Origin of the sequence: Stutzerimonas stutzeri (assembly GCF_019090095.1) — a bacterium.
In the GTDB taxonomy this organism is placed as follows: Bacteria; Pseudomonadota; Gammaproteobacteria; order Pseudomonadales; family Pseudomonadaceae; genus Stutzerimonas; species Stutzerimonas stutzeri_AN.
Window position 1 is genome coordinate 329186 of record NZ_JAGQFP010000003.1, and the last position, 21370, is coordinate 350555.

At 62.9% G+C, this 21370-nt stretch carries 20 protein-coding genes and 1 pseudogene; 10 read left to right on the forward strand and 11 right to left on the reverse strand.

Going from position 1 to position 21370, the window contains the following annotated elements:
- Positions 1-70 precede the first annotated feature (70 nt).
- Entirely contained in the window at positions 71-856 is a 786-nt protein-coding gene (locus KVO92_RS21410) for a substrate-binding periplasmic protein (protein ID WP_217477594.1), read from the forward strand.
- A 22-nt stretch (positions 857-878) separates the two neighbouring features.
- On the opposite strand, the gene KVO92_RS21415 is transcribed toward KVO92_RS21410, so the two are convergent.
- Both KVO92_RS21415 and glsB read right to left on the reverse strand, forming a co-directional pair.
- Positions 879-1574, reverse strand: a complete 696-nt coding sequence (locus KVO92_RS21415; RefSeq protein ID WP_217477595.1) for a carbonic anhydrase — start codon at positions 1572-1574, stop codon at positions 879-881.
- Positions 1575-1700: 126 nt separating this feature from the next.
- Positions 1701-2609, reverse strand: coding sequence for a glutaminase B (gene glsB / locus KVO92_RS21420; RefSeq protein WP_217477596.1), 909 nt, complete (start codon positions 2607-2609; stop codon positions 1701-1703).
- A gap of 346 nt (positions 2610-2955) precedes the next feature.
- On the opposite strand from glsB, the gene KVO92_RS21425 reads away from it, so the two are divergent.
- The gene (locus tag KVO92_RS21425; protein WP_217477597.1) at positions 2956-3351 is read left to right on the forward strand and encodes a hypothetical protein; all 396 of its coding nucleotides are present in this window, start codon (positions 2956-2958) and stop codon (positions 3349-3351) included.
- Between the two features lie 89 nt (positions 3352-3440).
- On the opposite strand, the gene KVO92_RS21430 is transcribed toward KVO92_RS21425, so the two are convergent.
- The 4 genes from KVO92_RS21430 to KVO92_RS21445 all read right to left on the reverse strand — a co-directional run bounded on the left by KVO92_RS21430 (position 3441) and on the right by KVO92_RS21445 (position 7996).
- Positions 3441-3743: a P-II family nitrogen regulator gene (locus KVO92_RS21430; RefSeq protein ID WP_217477598.1), complete on the reverse strand. Its 303-nt coding sequence runs from the start codon at positions 3741-3743 to the stop codon at positions 3441-3443.
- Position 3744: 1 nt separating this feature from the next.
- Positions 3745-4686, reverse strand: a complete 942-nt coding sequence (locus KVO92_RS21435; protein WP_217477599.1) for a sodium-dependent bicarbonate transport family permease — start codon at positions 4684-4686, stop codon at positions 3745-3747.
- A gap of 66 nt (positions 4687-4752) precedes the next feature.
- On the reverse strand, positions 4753-6570 hold the full coding sequence (gene oadA / locus KVO92_RS21440; protein ID WP_217477600.1) for a sodium-extruding oxaloacetate decarboxylase subunit alpha: 1818 nt from the start codon (positions 6568-6570) through the stop codon (positions 4753-4755).
- A gap of 10 nt (positions 6571-6580) precedes the next feature.
- Positions 6581-7996: an acetyl-CoA carboxylase biotin carboxylase subunit gene (locus KVO92_RS21445; RefSeq protein WP_217477601.1), complete on the reverse strand. Its 1416-nt coding sequence runs from the start codon at positions 7994-7996 to the stop codon at positions 6581-6583.
- A gap of 193 nt (positions 7997-8189) precedes the next feature.
- Here KVO92_RS21445 and KVO92_RS21450 point away from each other — a divergent pair, with 193 nt between their 5' ends.
- Positions 8190-9137, forward strand: a complete 948-nt coding sequence (locus KVO92_RS21450; RefSeq protein ID WP_272876550.1) for a LysR family transcriptional regulator — start codon at positions 8190-8192, stop codon at positions 9135-9137.
- 138 nt (positions 9138-9275) lie between these two features.
- Here KVO92_RS21450 and KVO92_RS21455 read toward each other — a convergent pair whose 3' ends face one another.
- Together KVO92_RS21455 and hexR are read right to left on the reverse strand one after the other, a co-directional pair.
- Positions 9276-9470, reverse strand: coding sequence for a PA3496 family putative envelope integrity protein (locus KVO92_RS21455; protein WP_217477602.1), 195 nt, complete (start codon positions 9468-9470; stop codon positions 9276-9278).
- 109 nt (positions 9471-9579) lie between these two features.
- Positions 9580-10446 carry a transcriptional regulator HexR gene (gene hexR, locus KVO92_RS21460; RefSeq protein ID WP_217477603.1) on the reverse strand — a complete coding sequence of 289 codons (867 nt, stop codon included), beginning with the start codon at positions 10444-10446 and terminating at the stop codon, positions 9580-9582.
- A 349-nt stretch (positions 10447-10795) separates the two neighbouring features.
- On the opposite strand from hexR, the gene zwf reads away from it, so the two are divergent.
- Positions 10796-12238 carry a glucose-6-phosphate dehydrogenase gene (gene zwf, locus KVO92_RS21465; protein ID WP_217477604.1) on the forward strand — a complete coding sequence of 481 codons (1443 nt, stop codon included), beginning with the start codon at positions 10796-10798 and terminating at the stop codon, positions 12236-12238.
- 345 nt (positions 12239-12583) lie between these two features.
- Here the strand turns inward: zwf and KVO92_RS21470 are convergent, their stop codons facing one another.
- Positions 12584-12790 (reverse strand): hypothetical protein, encoded by a 207-nt coding sequence (locus tag KVO92_RS21470; RefSeq protein ID WP_217477605.1) that lies wholly within the window; start codon positions 12788-12790, stop codon positions 12584-12586.
- Positions 12791-12835: 45 nt separating this feature from the next.
- On the opposite strand from KVO92_RS21470, the pseudogene ectA reads away from it, so the two are divergent.
- From ectA to KVO92_RS21495, 5 genes and pseudogenes are all read left to right on the forward strand, one after another.
- Positions 12836-13315, forward strand: a pseudogene (gene ectA, locus KVO92_RS21475) (diaminobutyrate acetyltransferase); the annotation flags it as partial.
- Positions 13316-13414: 99 nt separating this feature from the next.
- Positions 13415-14689 (forward strand): diaminobutyrate--2-oxoglutarate transaminase, encoded by a 1275-nt coding sequence (gene ectB / locus KVO92_RS21480; protein ID WP_217477631.1) that lies wholly within the window; start codon positions 13415-13417, stop codon positions 14687-14689.
- A gap of 153 nt (positions 14690-14842) precedes the next feature.
- Positions 14843-15238 (forward strand): ectoine synthase, encoded by a 396-nt coding sequence (locus KVO92_RS21485; RefSeq protein WP_045160177.1) that lies wholly within the window; start codon positions 14843-14845, stop codon positions 15236-15238.
- Between the two features lie 135 nt (positions 15239-15373).
- Entirely contained in the window at positions 15374-16321 is a 948-nt protein-coding gene (gene thpD / locus KVO92_RS21490; RefSeq protein ID WP_217477606.1) for an ectoine hydroxylase, read from the forward strand.
- Positions 16322-16423: 102 nt separating this feature from the next.
- Positions 16424-17854 carry an aspartate kinase gene (locus KVO92_RS21495; RefSeq protein WP_217477607.1) on the forward strand — a complete coding sequence of 477 codons (1431 nt, stop codon included), beginning with the start codon at positions 16424-16426 and terminating at the stop codon, positions 17852-17854.
- A gap of 46 nt (positions 17855-17900) precedes the next feature.
- Here the strand turns inward: KVO92_RS21495 and KVO92_RS21500 are convergent, their stop codons facing one another.
- Together KVO92_RS21500 and KVO92_RS21505 are read right to left on the reverse strand one after the other, a co-directional pair.
- Positions 17901-18710, reverse strand: coding sequence for a cytochrome c oxidase assembly protein (locus tag KVO92_RS21500; protein ID WP_217477608.1), 810 nt, complete (start codon positions 18708-18710; stop codon positions 17901-17903).
- A gap of 3 nt (positions 18711-18713) precedes the next feature.
- The gene (locus KVO92_RS21505) at positions 18714-19181 is read right to left on the reverse strand and encodes a DUF2243 domain-containing protein (RefSeq protein ID WP_217477609.1); all 468 of its coding nucleotides are present in this window, start codon (positions 19179-19181) and stop codon (positions 18714-18716) included.
- 184 nt (positions 19182-19365) lie between these two features.
- Here KVO92_RS21505 and yegQ point away from each other — a divergent pair, with 184 nt between their 5' ends.
- The gene (gene yegQ / locus KVO92_RS21510; protein ID WP_217477610.1) at positions 19366-20736 is read left to right on the forward strand and encodes a tRNA 5-hydroxyuridine modification protein YegQ; all 1371 of its coding nucleotides are present in this window, start codon (positions 19366-19368) and stop codon (positions 20734-20736) included.
- Positions 20737-21370 lie beyond the last annotated feature (634 nt).

Genomic DNA, 21370 nt, shown 5'->3' on the forward strand with positions numbered 1-21370 from the left:
GGCATGGGTGGCGCCGCGCGACTACCCTTGAGCAGTCAACAATAAAAACAGCGTCAAGGGAGCAGACATCATGGGCGCGCCCCATAAAGCCATCCTATCGCTATGCCTCGGGCTGGCCATCGGCACCGCACAGGCGGAGCTGCCGAAGAACTACCAGATCATCCTGCAAACCGATAATTTTCCGCCGTTCAATATGGGCCCGAACAACAAGCACTTCGCGCGCGGCGACGAGGTGCAGGGTATCGGCACCGACACGGTGCGCGAAATGTTCAAGCGTGCCGGAATCGCCTATAGCCTGACCCTGCGCTCGCCCTGGGACCGCATCTATACCCAGACGCTGGACGACGCCGGCTATGGCCTGTTTTCCGTTGCCCGTACGCAACAGAACCAAGCGCAATTCAAATGGGTCGGGCCGCTGGCGCGCTATGAAAGCGTGCTGCTGGCCGCGCCGAATGCCGATATCGCGCTCACGTCGCTAAGCCAGGCCAAGCCCTACGCAATTGGTACTCAGAAAAGCAGTGGGATCAGCCAATTGCTCAGCAGCCAGGGCTTGCAGCCGATCGACAGCCTGAGCGAAGAGGAGAACCTGCGCAAATTGCTCAGCGGTCGCATCGACCTGTGGGCCACCGCCGACCCGGTCTGGCGCTATCACGCCAAACAGCAAGGTGCGGAGGGTCTGCATGCGGTGCTGAGCTTCCAGCCGACCGACCTTTATCTGGCGCTGCACAAGGACACCCCTGACGAGGCGGTGACGCGCCTGCAAGCAGCGCTGAACGAGATCATCAGCGAAGGTTATGCCGGGTGCAGCAAGACACCCGACCTCTGCTACCTGATCCGTGACCGCAAGGCGCCATAAGCGCACCTGCGGTCACGCCCGGTCAGACGTAACGCGATTTCGGCGTCGCCATCGGCAACGGGCCGTCACCGATCAGGCGGAATTCGCCTTTCGACGCGTCGTAGGCACGTATCTCGCTGGTGCCGATGTTGTACACCCAGCCATGGATGAACAGGTCGCCACTGGCCAGCCGCGCCGCCACCGAGGGATGCGTACGCAGATGATCGAGCTGCGCCAGCACGTTCTCCTCGGTCAGCACACCGAGGGTGTTGTGATCGGCGCAACCGCAGTTGGCTTCAACCACGGTCTTGGCCACCTCGGCATGGCGCAGCCAGGTTCTGACCGTCGGCATCTTCTCCAGGCTCGACGGGTTCAGCACCGCCTTCATCGCACCGCAGTCGGAGTGACCGCAGACGATGATGTGGTGAACGCCGAGCGCCATCACGGCGAACTCGATGGCAGTGGACACGCCGCCGTTCATCACGCCGTAGGGCGGTACGATATTGCCGACGTTACGCGTCACGAACAGATCGCCTGGCGAACTCTGGGTGATCAGCTCCGGCAGGATGCGCGAGTCGGCACAGGTGATGAACATCGCCCGCGGCGTCTGCTCGTTGGCCAGCTTGCTGAACAGCTCGCGTTGCTGGGGATAGATTTCCTCGCGAAATTGCATGACGCCTGCGATCAGGTTGTCGAGCGCCTCCTGCGCCGTTTCGGTCGTCTTGTCTTCGAGACTCATGGCGATCTCTCTTTTAGGTTGGTTGGATACGACGTTGCACGTACAAGGCCAGACACCGCAAAGGTGTGACAGACCGTAACCAGGCCGGGGTCCCACCCCAGCCCGAGGAATCCAGGCGACCGGCCTTTAGAAAATGGACCAGCCGATGCGCTGCGATAGTTTCTCCAGAGCGGCCATACCGATCAGTGAATTGCCGGCCTGGTTCAATTCCGGCGACCAGACACAAACCGTGAAACGCCCGGGCACCACGGCGACGATGCCGCCACCGACACCGCTCTTGCCCGGCAGACCGACGCGGTAGGCAAAATTGCCGGCCTCGTCGTAAAGTCCGCTGGTCGCCATGATCGCGTTGACCTGCTTCGCTTGCCTCGGGCTGAGCACCGGCTCGTCACCGTCCAGACAAGCGCCGTCGCGCACCAGAAAGCTGAACGCGCGGGCCAGGTCGATGCAGCTCATGCGCAGCGCACAGTGATGGAAGTAGCTGCGCAACACCGCCTCGACATCATTGTGAAAGTTGCCAAAGGCCTGCATCAGGTAAGCCATCGCTGCGTTTCGTGCGCGATGCTGGTACTCCGACTCGGCGACGCGGGAGTCCGACACGATCAGCGGATTGCCCGACAGGTGCCGCACGAAGTCGCGCATCGACAGGGCCGGCACGGCGAAACGCGATTGGTTGATGTCGCAGATCACCAGCGCTCCGGCGTTGATGAACGGGTTGCGCGGCCGGCCGCGTTCGAACTCCAGCTGCACCAGCGAGTTGAACGGCTGCCCGGACGGCTCGTGCCCCAGCCGCTCCCACAGCGACTCGCCACCGTGCTGGATCGCCTGCACCAGGCTGAACACCTTGGAGATGCTCTGGATCGAGAACGGCGTCTTCGCATCGCCGGCGTGGTAGAGCTCACCCTCGGCGCTACAGACGGCAATACCCAGCTGATCGGCCGGCACGTCCGCCAGTGCAGGAATGTAGTCCGCCACCTTGCCTTTACCGAGCAGCGGCCGAACTTCATCGAGGATTTCGCTCAACAGGTTTTGCATACAGGTCCCATGGTTGGAAGAAGTCGGGGCACGCCAGCGCACTGCCGCGCAGGCCAGTTGCTCATCAGGCTACTGACGCCAGTTAGACGGCGATCATCACAGTCAACCTCTGCCGCCGGCCTTCCCGTGTTCCGATCAACGCACACATCCCCATGCCGCCTCTCCAGATCCAGCAGACGCGACAAGCGCCGACGCCCATTGCGATGACCAGACAACGCTCGACCTCGCCTTGCGACTGCACCGTTCAGCGCCACGATTTCGCCATCACCCTTGCGCGGGGTATAGTCCCGCCCGCTTTACAGGGCACGGTATGCGCCCTGGGCATCACCACAAGGAACGAATCGATATGACGTTGAAACGCGCGGCAAGCCTGTTGGCCTTCGCCATCATCCTTAGCGGTTGCTCCACCGCGACCTATTTCAAGCTGCCGGAACATAGCCAGGTCTCCGTCTATGAGCGACCGCAGCAATACTCCCAGGGCTTGGTCAAAACCCGCCCGTTCTTCTGGACCGCCGCTGGCGGCATTCCCTACAAGCTCAGCAATGAACAGGGCGAACTGCTTCAGCAAGGCAAGCTGCGCGCGCGCTTTCGCGTTGCATCGATCTTCTGGCCACCCGGCGGCATCATTTACTGGCCGATGGGCTTCGGTCAGCGCTGCTATGACCTGACCGGCGCCGAGCCACTCACGTGCACCCAGGGCGACCTGAAAGCCCTTCGCAGTCAGCGCCGTCTCGACCGCTAGCCCCATCGGCTCATCGTCTCGGCATGCGCCGAGGCGATGTCCGATCGAGCCACGTCCCACCTTGCTTGCCAATCCCACAAGGCAACCGCTTAGAACTTTTCCGGCCGCAGCACTTCGACATCCGCCAGATAACAGACCATGGCGAAATTGTCGTAATAGCGAGCCTGCAGATGCTCGACGATGCGCTCGGCGACGTCGCGGTTGCAGATGATCTCCAGCCGAATGTTGCCCTCGGTGTCCCATTCGGCGCTGCGCACGCCACGGCTGCCTCGCCCTCGCACTTCGGACAGGGTCCAGCCCGGTGCGCCGAGGTGGTCAAGATCGGCCACAAGCTTCTTTTCCAGCGCGGCTTCACAGATCACGGTGAGCAGTGTTCGGGTCGCAGTCGTCATGTCAAAGCCCCCAGGCGATCAAGGTTTCGGCCAGCGCCAGATACAGCGGAATACCGATCAGGATGTTGAATGGAAAGGTAATCCCCAGCGACGCCGTCAGTGACAGTGAGGGATTGGCCTCCGGCAATGCCAGGCGCATGGCTGCTGGCACGGCGATGTAGGACGCACTGGCAGCCAGCGTAGCGAGCATTGCGGTGCCGCCGAGCGACAACCCCATCAGCCGCGCGAGCAAAGCGCCGATCAGCGCTCCCATCAATGGCATGCCAAGGCCGAACACGGCCAGACGCAGGCCATAGCGCTTTAACGAGCCCATCTGGCCTGACGCGATCAAGCCCATTTCCAGCAGAAAGAGCGCCAGAACAGGTTTGAACATGCTGGTGTAGAAAGGCTCAAGCGGCTTGATGCCTTCCTTGCCCGCGATGGCCCCGATGATCAACCCGCCCAGCAGCAGCATGATGCTCTTGCCCAAAAAGATCTCTCGACCGAGCTCTCGCCAGTCGGTGTCGCGCGCGACGCCCTTGGCAAGCACGATGCCGACCAGGATTGCCGGTATTTCCAGGATCGCCACGAACAGCGGCATGTAGCTTTCGAAGGCAATCTTGTTGGCCAGCAAAAATGCCACCACTACGGCGAAGGTACCGGCGCTGACCGAACCGTAGTGCGCCGCAACACTGGCTGAGTCCACCCGCGAAAAGCCCAGCAGACGCAGCAACGGAAACGCCAGCAGCGGCAGCGTGCAACCAAGCAGCAACACCAACGCCGACTGCCCCAGCAACGCCGCACTGGCCTGCTCGGCCAGCTCGACACCGCCATGCAGCCCGATGGCCAGCAGCAGCAATATGGACAGCGTGTCGTACAGTGCCGTTGGCAGCTTCAGCTCACTTTTCAACAACCCGGCAAACAGGCCGAACAGGAAGAACAGCACAACTGGGTCGAGCCCCATCGATAACTCCCGCATTCGTTCAGCAGACAAAAAAAGGGAGCCTTTCGGCTCCCACGGGACAGTTGCTTAAGCTTCGATCTCGATCAGCAGATCACCCGGCGTTACCCGGTCACCCTTGGCCACGTGCACGGCCTTCACCTTGCCGGCAATCGGCGCCTGGATCTCGGTCTCCATCTTCATCGCTTCGCTGATCAGTACCGGCTGTCCGGCCTTGACCACATCGCCTTCCTTGACCAGCACATCCACCACGTTGCCCGGCATGCTGGTGCTGACATCGCCCGGGCCGCTGGCCTGCTTGCGCTGCCCGCCGCTGCCGCCGCCGACGAAGTTGTTCAGCGGTTCGAACACCACCTCTTCCGGCATGCCATCGATGGAGAGGAAGAAGTGCCGCTTGCCTTCGCCCTTGACGCCGACGCCGGTGATGTCGACCCGGTAGGTCTCGCCGTGCACGTCAATGACGAACTCGGTCGGTACACCTTCGCCACTGGCGGCGCTCGCCGCGGTGCCGTCGGGGATCGGCAGCAGCACCTCGGGTTGCAAGGTGCCGGCCTCGCGCTCCTCGAGGAACTTGCGACCGATATCCGGGAACATCGCGTAGGTCAGTACGTCCTCTTCGCTGTGGGCCAACGCGCCGATCTCCTGGCGCAGCTTGTCCAGTTCCGGCTTGATCAGGTCGGCCGGACGAACTTCGATAATTTCTTCTCCGCCGATGGCCTGGCGCTGCAGCTTGGCATCGATGTTGCCGGGTGCCTTGCCGTAGCGGCCCTGCAGATAGAGCTTCACTTCGTTGGTGATGGTCTTGTAGCGCTCACCGGCAAGCACGTTGAAGAACGCCTGGGTGCCGACGATCTGCGAGGTCGGGGTCACCAAGGGCGGGTAGCCCAGGTCCTTGCGCACGCGCGGGATCTCGGCGAGTACTTCATCCATGCGGTTGAGCGCGCCCTGTTCCTTGAGCTGGTTGGCGAGGTTGGAAATCATCCCGCCCGGCACCTGGTTGACCTGCACGCGGGTATCGACGCCGGTGAAGTCGCTTTCGAACTGGTGATACTTCTTGCGCACCGCGTAGAAATACAGGCCGATTTCCTGGATCAGCTCCAAGTCCAGACCGGTGTCGTACGGCGTGCCGCGCAGCGCGGCGACCATCGACTCGGTGCCCGGGTGGCTGGTGCCCCAGGCCATGGAGGAGATCGCGGTGTCGATGTGGTCGGCACCGTTCTCGATCGCCTTGAGCTGACACATGCTGGCCACGCCGGCGGTGTCGTGCGAGTGAATGAACACCGGCAGGTCGATCTCGGCTTTCAGTGCGCGGACCAGGTCGCCGGTGGCGAACGGCGTCAGCAGACCGGCCATGTCCTTGATCGCGATGGAATCGACGCCCATGTCGCGCATCGCCCGGCCTTGCTCGACGAACAGCTCGACGGTGTGCACCGGGCTGGTGGTGTAGGCGATGGTGCCCTGGGCATGCTTGCCGGTCTTCTTCACGGCCTTGATGGCGGTTTCCAGGTTACGCACATCGTTCATCGCATCGAAGATGCGGAACACGTCGATGCCGTTTTCCGCCGCCTTGGCGCAGAAGGCCTCGACCACGTCGTCGGCGTAATGCCGGTAACCGAGCAGGTTCTGCCCGCGCAGCAGCATTTGCAGACGCGTGTTGGGCAGCGCCGCCTTGAGCTGGCGCAGGCGCTCCCAGGGGTCTTCCTTGAGGAAGCGCACGCAGGCGTCGAACGTCGCGCCGCCCCAGACTTCCAGCGACCAGTAGCCGACGCGGTCGAGCTTGTCGCAGATCGGCAGCATGTCTTCGGTGCGCATGCGGGTGGCGATCAGCGACTGGTGGGCATCACGCAGGATGGTGTCAGTAACGGTGATTTTCTTCTGAGCAGTCATGGTTCGTTCCTCACAGGCCTGCGTGGGCGGCGATGGCGGCAGCGATGGCCAGGGCCAGTTCGCCCGGCTTGCGTTTGATCGAGTAGTTCAGCAGTTCCGGATGGTTATCGACGAAGCTGGTGTTGAACTGTCCGCTGCGGAAATCCGGGTTTTCGAGAATCTTCTGGTAGTAGCTGGCCGTGGTCTTCACGCCCTGTACGCGCATGTCGTCCAGCGCGCGCGAGCCACGCGCCAGCGCCTCTTCCCAGGTCAGCGCCCAGACGATGAGCTTCAGGCACATGGAGTCGTAGTACGGCGGGATGGTGTAGCCGGTATAGATCGCCGTGTCGGTGCGCACGCCGGGGCCGCCGGGCGCGTAGTAGCGGGTGATCTTGCCGAAGCAGGGCAGGAAGTTGTTGCGCGGCTCTTCGGCGTTGATGCGGAACTGCAGGGCGAAGCCACGGTACTGGATGTCTTCCTGCTTGACCGAGAGCGGCAGGCCGGAGGCGATGCGAATCTGCTCACGGACGATGTCGATGCCGGTGATTTCCTCGGTGATGGTGTGTTCCACCTGCACGCGAGTGTTCATCTCCATGAAATACACCTCGCCATCGGCGAGCAGGAACTCGACGGTGCCGGCGTTCTCGTAGCCCACTGCTTTGGCCGCGCGCACCGCCAGGTCGCCGATGTAGGCGCGCTGCTCGGGGGTCAGCTGCGGGCTGGGGGCGATCTCGATGAGCTTCTGGTTGCGCCGCTGGATCGAGCAGTCGCGCTCGAACAGATGCACGGTGTTGCCGAAGGAGTCGGCCAACACCTGGGCCTCGATGTGCTTCGGCTCGACGATGCATTTTTCGAGGAACACGTCGGCCGAACCAAAGGCCTTGGTCGCCTCGGAGATGACGCGCGGATAAGCTTGCGCCAGCTCTTCGCGCGAATTGCAGCGGCGAATACCGCGACCGCCGCCACCGGAGGTCGCCTTGAGCATGACCGGATAGCCGATGCGCTCGGCCTCGGCCAAGGCTTCGTCGACATCCGCCACGTTGCCTTCGGTGCCGGGCGTGACCGGTACGCCGGCCTTGATCATGCTGCGCCGCGCCTCGGTCTTGTCGCCCATGCGGCGAATCACTTCGGCGCTGGGGCCGACGAACTTGATGCCGCGCTCGGCGCAGATTTCCGCCAGCTCGGCATTTTCGGAAAGGAAACCATAGCCCGGGTGCAATGCATCGCAGCCGGTTTCCACGGCCAGATTGACCAGCTTGCGTGGGTTCAGGTAGCCGGCCAACGGGTCCTCGCCGATGAAGTGCGCCTCATCGGCGCGCTTGACGTGCAGCGCATGGCGGTCGGGCTCGGCGAATACCGCCACCGAGCGAACGCCCATCTCGGCGCAGGCCCGCACGATGCGGACGGCGATTTCACCGCGGTTGGCGATCAGCAGCTTCTTGATCACGCTGTCTTCCCTCGGATCAGTGAGCAGATGGCCCAGTGGGCCGTGTGATACCGCCTTCAGGCGATGCGTTTTACCCTACTCCGCAAGCATCGATTAACGAAAATGAATAATTGTTTGGTTGCGCATAAACTATGACTTATAGGTGAGCAGCAACCGCGCTAGCTCACTGCATCGCGCCGAGCCGGAGTAGCCCATGCGAAAGTCCCTGATGCGAATGACATTGCGCCAGCTGCGCGTGTTCCGGGCAGTCTGCGACAACCATTCCTACAGTCGCGCAGCCGAAGAGATGGCCCTGACCCAGCCTGCGGTGAGCCTGCAGATCCGTCAGCTGGAAGAGCTGCTCGGGCAACCGTTGTTCGAATACACCGGCAAGAAGCTCTACCTCACCGATGCGGCCGAGGCGCTCAAACGCACCAGCGAGGACATTTTCGGCAGGCTGGAAAGCCTCGACATGCAGCTGTCCACCTTGCAGGGGTCATTGCAGGGCCAGCTGAAGCTCGCGGTCGAGTCGAGTGCCAAGTATTTCGTCCCACACCTGTTTGCCCTGTTTCGCGACCAGCATCCGGAAGTCAGCCTGCAACTGGTAGTAGTCAATCACGCCCAGGCGATTCACCGGCTCAATGCCAACCGCGACGACCTGTTGCTGATCTCACAGGTGCCTGCGGACATGGATCTGGAATTCCTGCCCTTCCTCGACAACGCCATCGTCGCCGTCGCACCGCCCGATCATCCACTGTGCCAGCGCGAGTCACTGCTGCTGCAGGACCTGACCGCGTGGCCGCTGCTGATTCGCGAGCAGGGCTCCGGTACCCGCCGCGCGGCCGAGCAGTACTGCAATCAGAAGCGCGCGCACTTTGCCCAGACGCTCGAGCTGGGTTCGATGGAAGCCCAGCGCGAAGCCGTGCTGGCCGGGCTGGGGCTGGCGCTTCTGCCCCGCCACGCCGTGCTGCGCGAGTTGAAAAGCGGGGCGCTGATCGAACTGCCGGTCGAGGAATTGCCTCTGATGCGTAGCTGGTGCCTGGTCCACCCGCGCGGGAAATACCTGTCACCGGTGGCGCAGACCTTCTTCGCCTTCGCCCGCGCCGAACGCCAGCGAATCAACGCGCTGGAGCGCCGTTTCAGCGGAGCCGAGCATTCCTAATAAGGGCAGCTGGGCATAAAAGCCCGCACCAGCTTCGTCGGAACATGAGTATCCGACGGCGGGCGGGCCATCGACAGCGACCGAAGCGGATCTTCGCAAGGCGCGCCGACCGCTGCCCCGTCGCGCTTAACTGCCTCGCTAGCGGCATTCCGCCGAAGGCGAGAGCAGCGGGCTCACCACCATCAGATCGGGAAACTCCATCAGTTGCGCATGCAGTTGACGCTGCTCGTCGTAGCTCTCGATCGCGCGGCGGAAGCGCATGCGGCGTTCGTCCTGCTGCTTGCGGCGGGCACGGGCATCGAGGTTGGCGGTGGTATCGCGCTGCTGGGCCATGCTGGTCTCCCGAGAAAGGTACTGGGAGGCTCAGCATCGGCGCGGTGAATGACGTTATGAGGACAGCCTGATGACGCTGCGATGACGTCGCCGGTTGCCCGAGCGGGGCTCAGTCGTCGTGCGGCTTCACTGACTTGGGCGACAGGCGCAGGCTGCGCAGACTGCGCTTGACGCTCTTCAGGTGATTGACCAGGGTCGGCCCGCGCGCCATGGCCACGCCCATCGCCAACACGTCGATCACCACCAGATGGGCGATGCGCGATGTGAGCGGGGTATAGATCTCGGTGTCTTCCTGAACGTCGATCGCCAGGTTGATGGTGGCCAGGTCCGCCAGCGGGGTCTGGCTCGGGCACAGCGTGATCAAGGTCGCTCCGGACTCACGCACGACATTGGCGGTAATCAACAGGTCCTTGGAGCGCCCCGACTGGGAAATGCAGATCGCCACGTCGGTCGGCTTGAGCGTCACAGCGGACATCGCCTGCATATGCGGATCCGAATAGGCCGCGGCGCTGAGCAACAGACGAAAGAATTTGTGCTGGGCATCGGTGGCGACCGCGCCGGACGCGCCGAAACCGTAGAACTCGACACGCTCGGCCACCGCCATGGCGGCCACGGCACGCTCTAGCGCGTCGGAGTCGAGCTTTTCGCGCACCTCCATCAGCGTGTGCAGCGTGGTATCGAAGATCTTCAGTGCGAAATCGGTAACCGAGTCGCTCTCACTGATGGCGAACTGACCGAAGCTGGCCCCGGCGGCAAGGCTCTGCGCCAGTTTCAGCTTGAGGTCCTGAAACCCCAGGCAACCAATGGCGCGACAGAAGCGCACGATGGTTGGCTCGCTGACACCCACCACATGGGCCAGATCGGCCATGGAACTGTGCATTACCGCTGCCGGATCGAGGAGCACATGGTCGGCCACCTTCAGTTCCGACTTGCGTAGCGAACTTCTCGATTGGGCGATGTGTTGCAGCAGGTTCACGTTCCAGACTCGCTATGATCAATACCAGGCAAGAAGGAGCGAAACGGCGCGGTGCGCGCGTATCTGATCTTGCCGGCTGGCTGTAGTGGGCTTGTAGTTATACTACATGCCCCCGGCATCGCCCACCCAGACCGGCGAAAAACTGCCTGGACAGACAAGACGGCGCTGGAAACAGCCTCAAATGCGGGCTACGGCAGCGAATGTCGCGTTTCCGGCTGCTTCGAGCACGCAACCTCGTCTCGGCCGGCCGTCCGTGACGACTCCGCTGGTCGCTGGGCGCTGCCTTGCCTGCTCGCTTAGGTTGATCCACGGTCATATTGTGTCTGTCCCCATCTCTAGGAGTGACGCTGTGTCCATTTCCTGCGACATGCTGGTTTTCGGTGGTACCGGCGACCTGGCGCTACACAAACTCATCCCTGCGCTTTATCACCTGCATCGAGAAAAACGCCTGCACGATGACGTGCGCATCCTGGCGATCTCCCGGCAGGACATCGACCGCAACGCCTATCTGAGCCTGGCCGAGCGCCATTGCCGCGCGGAAGTCGCGCGCGTCGATTTCGAGGCCGACACCTGGACAAGCTTCAGTCGGCGGCTCGATTACTATGCGATGGATGCCTCCCAGCGCGGCGAGTTCGCCGGCTTGGCGCACTACCTGGGCCAGCCCGAAGGGCGCGTGCGGGTGCATTACCTGGCCACCGCGCCGCGCCTGTTCGAACCCATCGCCTCCAACCTGGAGAGCGTAGGCCTTGCCGGCGAAAACGCACGCATCGTGCTGGAGAAACCCATCGGCCACTCGCTGGACTCGGCACTGGCGATCAACGAGGCGATCGGGGCCGTGTTTCCCGAATCGCGGATCTACCGGATCGACCACTACCTGGGCAAGGAAACCGTGCAGAACCTCATGGCGCTGCGCTTCGCCAATGCCCTGTTCGAGCCCATCTGGCGCAGCGGCCAGATCGACCATGTGCAGATCACCGTCGCCGAAACCCTGGGCGTCGAGAACCGCGGCAGCTACTACGACCACGCCGGCGCCATGCGTGACATGCTGCAGAACCATTTGCTGCAGCTGCTATGCCTGGTAGCGATGGAAGCACCGGTGCGGTTCGATGCCAAATCGATACGCGGCGAGAAGGTGAAGATCCTCGAAGCGCTCAAGCCCATCACCGGCAGTGACGTGCAGGACAAGACCGTGCGAGGGCAATACGGCGCCGGGCGCATCGGCGGCCACGACGTGCAGGCCTACTACTTCGAAAATGATGTCGACAACGACAGCGACACCGAAACCTTCGTCGCGGTGAAGGCAGAGATCGACAACTGGCGCTGGGCCGGCGTGCCCTTCTACCTGCGCACCGGCAAGCGCATGGCCCGCAAGCGCTCGGAGATCATCATCACCTTCAAGCAGGTGCCGCACATGCTGTTCACCAAGGGCGAGGTCAACCGCCTGGTGATCAGCCTGCAACCGGAAGAAAGCATCAGCCTGCAGTTGATGGCCAAAGCGCCCGGCAAGGGCATGCAGCTGGAGCCCGTCGAGCTGGACCTGAACCTGGCCAAGGCATTCAGCAGCAGCCGTCGCTGGGAAGCCTACGAGCGCCTGCTGCTGGATGTCATCGAAGGCGACTCGACGCTGTTCATGCGGCGCGACGAGGTGGAAGCGGCCTGGAACTGGGTCGACCCGATCCTGCGCGGCTGGCAAAGCCACTACCGCAAACCGAGGCCCTATCCAGCGGGCACCGACGGCCCGGAACAGGCTCATCAGCTGATCGAGCACCAGGGCCGCCAGTGGTGGCGCTGAGCCCTGCGCGCTGCGCCGCCCGCGATGCTTCCAGCGGGCGGTGCAGAGCGGCTTGCGGCCTGTCCGAACAACTAGGGCAGCAGTCGCTCGACAACTATGCCGAGCAACTATCCCAGCGGCGGATAATCAACTCGCCACAAAAATTTCATTGAATGCGACGACGCCGACAATTCTCGCCGAATATGTAGACGCTGCACGCCGCCGATATGTTCCCTCGCTCACGCTAGTTCATGCGCCATATCTCGCACCTCGCCCGGTCTAACTTTCGTTAGTTATGCGCCAGTTGACCCGGCCGCCCGGCGGGGCCGTTCAGGCGACCGACCAAGACCTCTACAACCCTTGATTTTACTGGGCCGCAGCCCGTTCCTGCAGCATCTTGCGAGCGCCGCGCGACACCGCCGGCGCCTCGTCGTGAATCGCCGTGATGGGCGCGCCGAACTTACCGGTGATATGCGCGAGAATATGCCCCGGCATTTCCGGCCTATCTAACAGGAATCGCACAAAGTTCAGATCACGCGATAAGCGGCCAACTTCGCCGATATCGCCGTTCATTCAGGCAAGATGATCGGCACGTCGGGTTGAGATTAAATTTTTGATGTGTTTATCCTAATAAAGGATTCAATCAACAACCCCAAAGGATTTGTTTTGAGTGTTCCTACCGTAACGCTCCGTCGCCCAACCGACGGCGACGGTTCCGCCCTCCATGAGCTGGTAGCACGCTGCCAACCTCTGGATACCAACTCGGTGTACTGCAACCTCCTGCAGTGTTCCGATTTCGCCGACACCTCCATCGCGGCCGAGAACGCAAACGGCCAGCTGGTAGGTTTCATTTCCGGTTATTGCCCTCCCGCTCGCCCCGACACGCTATTCGTCTGGCAAGTCGCGGTAGACGCTTCGATGCGCGGCCAAGGTCTGGCCCTGCGCATGCTGATGGCACTGGTCACTCGGGTCGCCAGAGAACAGGGCATCCGTCACCTGGAAACGACCATCTCGCCTGACAACGGCGCCTCGCAGGCGTTGTTCAAGAAGGCCTTCGCTCAGCTGGAGACCGACTACAGCACCCGCACGCTGTTTTCTCGGGCCAAGCACTTCGCCGGGCAACACGAAGACGAAGAGCTTTATCGGGCGGGTCCGTTCGACGCCACCGACTCCAGACAACGAATCAAAGGAAACCCTATGCAAACGTTCGAACTGCACGAATCCGGTGTCCGTAGCTATTGCCGCTCCTTCCCCGTGGTCTTCAAGCAGGCCCGCGGCGCAGAACTGATTACCCGTGAAGGCAAGCACTACATCGACTTCCTCGCCGGAGCCGGCACGCTCAACTACGGCCATAACCATCCGGTGCTCAAGCAGGCGCTGCTCGACTACATCAGCGCCGACGGCCTCACCCACGGCCTGGACATGTATTCCGACGCGAAGGAACGCTTCCTGTCGACCTTCGACCGGCTGATCCTCAAGCCGCGCAACATGGACTACGTCATGCAGTTCACCGGCCCGACCGGCACTAACGCAGTCGAAGCCGCGCTGAAGCTGGCGCGCAAGGTGACTGGCCGCAACAACATCATCAGCTTCACCAATGGTTTCCATGGCTGCAGCATCGGCGCGCTGGCCGCGACCGGTAACAAGCATCACCGCGGCGCCGCGGGCGTTGGTCTGGCCGATGTCAGCCGCATGCCGTACGCCAACTATTTCGGCGACAAGGTCAACACCATCGGCATGATGGACAAGCTGCTCAGCGACCCGTCCAGCGGTGTCGACAAGCCGGCTGCGGTGATCGTCGAGGTGGTCCAGGGCGAGGGTGGTCTGAATGCAGCCTCCGCCGACTGGGTCCGCAAGCTGGAAAAACTCTGCCGCAAGCACGAGATGCTGCTGATCATCGACGACATCCAGGCCGGTTGTGGCCGTACCGGCAGCTTCTTCAGCTTCGAAGAGATGGGCATCAAGCCGGACATGATTACCCTCTCCAAGTCGCTGTCGGGCTACGGCCTGCCGTTCGCCATGGTGCTGCTGCGCAAGGAGCTGGACCAGTGGAAGCCGGGCGAGCACAACGGCACCTTCCGCGGTAATAACCACGCCTTCGTCACCGCGGCGGCGGCTATCGAGCACTTCTGGAAGGACGACGAGTTCGCCAAGAGCGTGCAGGCCAAGGGCAAGCGCATTGCCGATGGCATGCACAAGATCGTCCGCCGTTATGGCCCGGACTCTCTGTTCGTCAAGGGTCGCGGCATGATGATCGGCATCAGCTGCCCGGATGGCGACACCGCTGCCGCCATCTGCCGCCACGCGTTCGAAAACGGTCTGGTGATCGAAACCAGCGGCGCCCACAGCGAAGTGGTCAAGTGCCTCTGCCCGCTGATCATCAGCGAAGAGCAGATCGACAAGGCCATGAGCATCCTGGACAAGGCGTTCGCCGCCGTGATGTCCGAGCAAGCCCGCGAGCAGGCTGTGTGAAAACGTAGCGAGCGAAGGTTAGGCAAGGAAAAAACAGGCGAGGAAGCGGAGTTTACTGCTGTAAATGAGCATTCCGAGCCTGTTTTTAACGCCGCATAACCGAGCGCAGTAGTTTTCGCACCGCCTGCAACAGCCTCCTGAGGAGTTGAACACATGATCGTACGTACCCTGGCTGACTGCGAGCAGTCCAACCGCAAGATCAAGACCGAGACCTGGGACAGCACCCGGATGCTGCTCAAGGACGACAAGATGGGCTTCTCGTTCCATATCACCACCATCTACGCCAACACCGAGACGCATATCCACTACCAGAACCATCTGGAGTCGGTGTACTGCATCAGCGGCAACGGCGAGGTGGAAACCATCGCCGACGGCAAGATCTACAAGATCGAGCCCGGCACGCTGTACATCCTCGACAAGCACGACGAGCACCTGCTGCGCGGCGGCAGCGAGGACATGAAGATGGCCTGCGTGTTCAACCCGCCACTCAATGGCAAGGAAGTACACGACGAGAGCGGTGTCTATCCGCTCGAAGCCGAAACCGTTTGAGAGGCAGGGTTGGGCGCGATCCGTCACCGCTATTGATGGGTTGCACCCATCCTACGGCGACCGTTTGTAGGGTGGGTGAAACCCACCAAGGCGGTGTCAACGCCGGCATCGACTGGCGGGTTGCACCCACCCTGCATGTCCAAAGGAATCGAAAGGAGAGCTAACGTGAACCCCGCACAAGCCGACCTGTACCCTTCACGCCAGCAAGACGAGCCCAGCTGGCAGGAGCGTCTGGATCCGGTTGTCTACCGCAACGACCTGGCCAATGCGCCCCTCTCGCCGGAGCAGATCGAGCGCTACGAGCGTGACGGCTATCTGGTCGTCCCCAATCTGTTCAGCGCCGTGGAAGTCGCGGTCTTTCTCGAAGAACTCGAGCGCATGCGCCAGGACCCGGCCGTGGCCGAGTCCGGCAAGACCATCAAGGAACCCGACAGCGGCGCGATCCGCTCGGTATTCGCCATCCACCAGGACAACCCGCTGTTCGCCCGCATCGCCGCGGACGAACGGACCGCTGGCATCGCCCGCTTCCTCCTGGGTGGCGACCTCTACGTCCACCAGTCGCGGATGAACTTCAAGCCCGGCTTCACCGGCAAGGAGTTCTACTGGCACTCGGATTTCGAGACCTGGCATGTCGAGGACGGCCTGCCGCGCATGCGCACCCTGAGCTGCTCGATCCTGCTCACCGACAACGAGCCGCACAATGGCCCGCTGATGCTGGTGCCCGGCTCACACAAGCACTACATCCGCTGCGTCGGCGCGACGCCGGAGAACCACTACGAAAAGTCGCTGCGCAAGCAGGAATTCGGTGTACCGGATCACGACAGCCTGACCCGTCTCGCCGACCGCTATGGCATCGACACCGCCACCGGCCCGGCGGGCAGCGTGGTGTTCTTCGACTGCAACACCATGCACGGCTCGAACAGCAACATCACACCCAGTGCCCGCAGCAACCTGTTCTACGTCTACAACCACGTGGATAATGCCGCGCAGGCCCCGTTCTGTGGGCTGTCGCCCCGTCCGGCATTTGTCGCCGAACGGGAGCGTTTCGAGCCGCTGAATATCCAGAAACAGACGTATCTCTGACGCACCCCCTATCAGGCCCGACTACCGGGCCTGATCTTTGTTGGCGGCCGGAAAACGGCGGCCCAGGGATGACATTCACCCCCACGATGGGAAGTTGAATCGATGCATACCGTAGAAAAGATCGGCGGCACATCCATGAGCCGCTTCGAAGAACTGTTGGACAACATCTTTATCGGCGGCCGCGAGGGCGACGCACTCTACCAGCGCGTCTTCGTCGTCTCGGCGTACAGCGGCATGACTAACCTGCTGCTCGAACACAAGAAGACCGGCGAACCGGGTGTCTACCAGCGCTTCGCCGACGCCCGCAACGAGGGCGCCTGGCTCGACGCGCTGGACACGGTGCGCACGCGCATGCTCGCCAAGAACGCCGAACTGTTCGCCAGCCAGTTCGAGCTGCGCGCGGCCAACCAGTTCGTCAACTCGCGCCTCGACGATGCCCGCGAGTGCATGAGCAGCTTGCAGCGCCTGTGTGCTTATGGCCACTTCCAGCTCGACGAGCACCTGATGAAGGTCCGCGAGATGCTCGCCTCTCTTGGCGAAGCGCACTCGGCCTTCAACTCGGTGCTGGCGCTCAAGCATCGCGGCGTCAACGCCAAGATGGTCGACCTGACCGGCTGGCACCGCGACGCGCCACTGCCCTTCGAGGAGATGGTGCGCCACAGCTTCGACGAGGTGGACCTGTCCCGCGAGCTGGTCGTCGCCACCGGCTATACGCACTGCAGCGAAGGGCTGATGAACACCTTCGACCGTGGCTACAGCGAGATCACCTTCGCCCAGATCGCGGCGGCCACCGGCGCGCGCGAGGCGATCATTCACAAGGAATTCCACCTCTCCAGTGCTGACCCGAACCTGGTCGGTGCCGACAAGGTGGTCACCATCGGCCGTACCAACTACGACGTGGCTGACCAGCTGTCGAACCTCGGCATGGAGGCGATTCACCCGCGTGCGGCCAAGACACTGCGCCGCGCCGGCATCGAGCTGCGCATCAAGAATGCCTTCGAGCCGGACCACGCCGGTACGCTGATCAGCCAGGACTACAAGAGCGAGCGGCCTTGCGTGGAAATCATCGCCGGGCGCAAGGACGTCTTCGGCATCGAGGTGTTCGACCAGGACATGCTCGGCGACGTCGGCTACGACATCGAGATCAGCAAGTTGCTCAAGCAGCTGCGCCTCTATGTGGTCAACAAGGACTCCGACGCCAACAGCATCACCTACTACGCCTCCGGCTCGCGCAAGCTGATCAACCGCGCCGCGCGGCTGATCGAGGAGAAGTACCCGGCGGCGGAAGTCACCGTGCACAACGTCGCCATCGTCTCGGCGATCGGCTCGGACCTCAAGGTCAAGGGCATCCTCGCCAAGACCGTGGCCGCACTGGCCGGCGCCGGCATCAGTATCCAGGCGGTGCACCAGTCGATTCGCCAGGTGGAGATGCAGTGCGTGGTCAACGAGGAAGACTACGATGATGCGGTCGCCGCCTTGCACCGCGCCTTGATCGAACCGGAAAACCACGGCGACGTGATCGCGGCGGCATAAGCGTCTCCGCCCCCTGGCAACACCGAACTGCCGGACCCGGCACTCGCTAGGTCCGGCGGTTTGCCGTCTGCCAGCCGCCAAGCGCATCGGATGCCACCCGACGCCGGTACCAGCTGGCGAAAAACACCAGTGCCAGCAGCAGCTCGGCCAGATCGCCGCCGTAGTACATGAGCTGCGCGGCAGCCTCGATCTGCGCCAGGCCGTGTCCGGCGTCCCGCGGGAAACCATAGGCATACATCAGCTTGCCGAGCACCGCGTGAGCGGCTATCGCCACGAACAGCACCACCAACCGTAGCCACATACCGGGCCGGTGGGGCGCGGGGTCCGGCCCGGCGATCGACCAGCTGAACAGGTATCCGGCCAGCACGAAATGCAGGTGCAACCACAGGTGCAGCAGGGGTTGGCTGAAACTGAGCTGATACAGCGGCGTCAGGTAAAGCACGTAGAGCGCACCGATATCGAGTAGCAGCGCCGTGACCGGATGGCTCAGACAGCGTACGGGCCGGCTGGCTGCCAGATCGGTGAGACGCCGCGCGGTGAGCACCGGCACGCTACGCAGCAACAGCGTGCCGGGCGCGCCGAGCATCAGGGCGATGGGGGCGAACATGGCAAGCAGCAGGTGCTGGGTCATATGTCCCCGCAGGTCGGCATGCCCCCATTCCACCATGGGTGGCGACAGCGCCAGCACCAGCAGGCCGCAGCCCAGCGAGAAGCCGATCAGCCTCCGGCAGGGCCAGGCCTTGCGACGTCGACGTTCCGCGCGCACGGCGAGTACATAGGCAAACCACAGGCCCAGGGTCAGCAACACCATCAGGAACGTCCCGGCCAGGGTCAGCAGATGGGCGTCGTGCGTCATGAACTACCGCCCCCGCGCTGGCTCGACTCGGACGGGCGCGAGCCGGCGCCAGACGAACAGGCCAGCCGTCAGCAGGAGGACGCCGAAGCCGTTCCAGGCCAGATCGTAGAGCCACAGATCATCGACATAACGCACCTGATGCAGGCGCAACAGCTTGTGATCGACGATGCCGTCGAACAGCTGAAAGCCGCCGGCACCGAACAGGAGACCGGCCCAGGCGTGCCGTCGCGACAGCCGACCCTGAGCGCTCAGGCGTACGAACAGATAGGCGCCAGCGGCGAGCATGAGCAGTTCGGCCGCATGCAAAAGCCCATCGGACAGCAGCGCGATGGCCAGCGTCGAGCGGTCGTAGAAGTGGTGCCAAGCGAGGAGCTGGTGAAAGACGATCTCGTCGATGGCGGCCATCAAACCGACCCCGCCGAAGATCGTCGAGATCAGGCTGCTTCTGGCATCGACGGGGTTGGCGCTCACGATGGCCTCCGGTAAATGGCGGTTGGCTGGCATCGGAACTCGGCGCGCACGACGCAAGCCCTGTTTAGGAAATGACTGGGGGCCGCCGCAGGAGTTCGCGCTGACTTGACCGAGCGGGGCGAAAAGCGCCGGCCAACTCAGTAGAATCCGCACATTTCTTGTTGATATCCCGAGCCACCGCACCATGACCCAGCCCCGCACCGAACTGCTGTCGCCCGCCGGCACCCTCAAATCCATGCGCTACGCCTTTGCCTACGGCGCCGATGCGGTCTACGCCGGGCAGCCGCGCTACAGCCTGCGCGTGCGCAACAACGAGTTCGACCATGCCAACCTCAAGCTCGGCATCGACGAGGCCCATGCGCTGGGCAAGCAGTTCTATGTGGTGGTCAACATCGCGCCGCACAACGCCAAGCTGAAGACCTTCATCAGGGACCTCGAGCCGGTGGTGGCGATGGGGCCCGACGCGCTGATCATGTCCGACCCGGGCCTGATCATGCTGGTGCGCCAGCACTTCCCGCAGCAGACCATCCACCTCTCGGTACAGGCCAATGCGGTGAACTGGGCGACGGTGAAATTCTGGGAGAGCCAGGGCGTCAGCCGGGTGATCCTGTCCCGCGAGCTGTCGCTGGAGGAGATCGGCGAAATCCGCGAGCAGGTGCCCGGCATGGAGTTGGAGGTGTTCGTCCACGGCGCACTGTGCATGGCCTATTCCGGGCGCTGCCTGCTGTCGGGCTACATCAACAAGCGCGACCCCAATCAGGGCACCTGCACCAACGCCTGCCGCTGGGAATACAAGACCCACGAAGCCAAGGAAAACGAAGTTGGCGACATCGTGCACAAGTATGAGCCCATCGTCGTGCAGCCGGCCGAGCCCGGCCGACCCGAACCGACCCTCGGCGTAGGTGCGCCGACCGCGGAGGTGTTCCTGCTCGAAGACAGCAGCCGTCCGGGCGAATTCATGTCCGCCTTCGAGGACGAGCACGGCACCTACATCATGAATTCCAAGGATCTGCGCGCCGTGCAGCACGTCGAGCGGCTGGTGCAGATGGGCGTGCACTCGCTGAAGATCGAAGGTCGCACCAAGAGCCACTACTACGTCGCCCGCACGGCACAGGTCTATCGCAAGGCCATCGACGATGCCCTCGCCGGCCGCCCCTTCGACAAGTCGCTGATGGACACCCTGGAATCCCTGGCCCACCGCGGCTACACCGAAGGCTTCCTGCGGCGCCACGTGCATGACGAATACCAGAACTACGAACGTGGCTTCTCGCTGTCGGACCGCCAGCAGTTCGTCGGCGAGATGACCGGCGAGCGGCGCAACGGCCTGGCCGAGGTGACCGTCAAGAACCGCTTCGCCGTCGGCGACCGCCTGGAGCTGATGACGCCGCAGGGCAACCTGAACTTCCGCCTCGACGCCCTGGAAAACAAGCGCGGCGAACGCACCGACGTCGCGCCCGGTGATGGCCACACCGTCTACCTGGCAGTGCCGGACGACGTCGACCTGCGCTACGCCCTGCTGATGCGCGAACTCGACGGCAGCACCACCCGCGGCTGACCGGCTCCCGTAGGGCTACCGTCAGCTCGCCAGGCAGCCCGAGGCATCCTGCCGACGGTGGGCTAACGCCCCACCCTGCGGATCTGCCCGGCACGTCTGTAGGAGCACGCTCTGCGTGCGATCGGGGATTATGCGTGGCAGCGGTCGCAAGCAGAGCTTGCTCCTACAGGGTCGAGGGCGACTTCGACCTTCCATCAGAGCCGCCCACACCGAGGTGCAGCGAAACCGCAGCGCTAAAGCCGTAGGCGCACGCTCTGCGTGCGACCGGACGCTACGGATGGGCATGGCATTGTGGTCCTGCTGATGCAGGGTCTTTGCAGGAGCCCTCTGACCGCGATCGGGGATTATGCGTGGCTGCGGTCGCAAGCAGAGCTTGCTCCTACATGTCGAGGGCGACTTCGACCTTCCATCGGAGCAGCCACCACACCGAGGTGCGCCGAAATCGCAGCGCTAAAGCTGTAGGAACACGCTCTGCGTGCGACCGGACGCTACGGATGGGCATGGCATTTTGGTCCTGCCGATGCAGGGTCTTTTCAGGAGCCCTCTGACCGCGATCGGGGATTGTGCGTGGTTGCGGTCGCAAGCAGAGCTTGCTCCTACATGTCGAGGGTGACTTCAGCCCGCTCGCTGAGCC

Coding starts and splice junctions, on each gene's coding strand:
- KVO92_RS21410 (WP_217477594.1), top strand. CDS start 71: ATGGGCGCGCCCCATAAAGCCATCCTATCGCTATGCCTCGGGCTGGCC.
- KVO92_RS21415 (WP_217477595.1), bottom strand. CDS start 1,574: ATGAGTCTCGAAGACAAGACGACCGAAACGGCGCAGGAGGCGCTCGAC.
- glsB (WP_217477596.1), bottom strand. CDS start 2,609: ATGCAAAACCTGTTGAGCGAAATCCTCGATGAAGTTCGGCCGCTGCTC.
- KVO92_RS21425 (WP_217477597.1), top strand. CDS start 2,956: ATGACGTTGAAACGCGCGGCAAGCCTGTTGGCCTTCGCCATCATCCTT.
- KVO92_RS21430 (WP_217477598.1), bottom strand. CDS start 3,743: ATGACGACTGCGACCCGAACACTGCTCACCGTGATCTGTGAAGCCGCG.
- KVO92_RS21435 (WP_217477599.1), bottom strand. CDS start 4,686: ATGGGGCTCGACCCAGTTGTGCTGTTCTTCCTGTTCGGCCTGTTTGCC.
- oadA (WP_217477600.1), bottom strand. CDS start 6,570: ATGACTGCTCAGAAGAAAATCACCGTTACTGACACCATCCTGCGTGAT.
- KVO92_RS21450 (WP_272876550.1), top strand. CDS start 8,190: ATGCGAAAGTCCCTGATGCGAATGACATTGCGCCAGCTGCGCGTGTTC.
- KVO92_RS21455 (WP_217477602.1), bottom strand. CDS start 9,470: ATGGCCCAGCAGCGCGATACCACCGCCAACCTCGATGCCCGTGCCCGC.
- KVO92_RS21470 (WP_217477605.1), bottom strand. CDS start 12,790: ATGAACGGCGATATCGGCGAAGTTGGCCGCTTATCGCGTGATCTGAAC.
- ectB (WP_217477631.1), top strand. CDS start 13,415: ATGCAAACGTTCGAACTGCACGAATCCGGTGTCCGTAGCTATTGCCGC.
- KVO92_RS21485 (WP_045160177.1), top strand. CDS start 14,843: ATGATCGTACGTACCCTGGCTGACTGCGAGCAGTCCAACCGCAAGATC.
- thpD (WP_217477606.1), top strand. CDS start 15,374: ATGTCCAAAGGAATCGAAAGGAGAGCTAACGTGAACCCCGCACAAGCC.
- KVO92_RS21495 (WP_217477607.1), top strand. CDS start 16,424: ATGCATACCGTAGAAAAGATCGGCGGCACATCCATGAGCCGCTTCGAA.
- KVO92_RS21500 (WP_217477608.1), bottom strand. CDS start 18,710: ATGACGCACGACGCCCATCTGCTGACCCTGGCCGGGACGTTCCTGATG.
- yegQ (WP_217477610.1), top strand. CDS start 19,366: ATGACCCAGCCCCGCACCGAACTGCTGTCGCCCGCCGGCACCCTCAAA.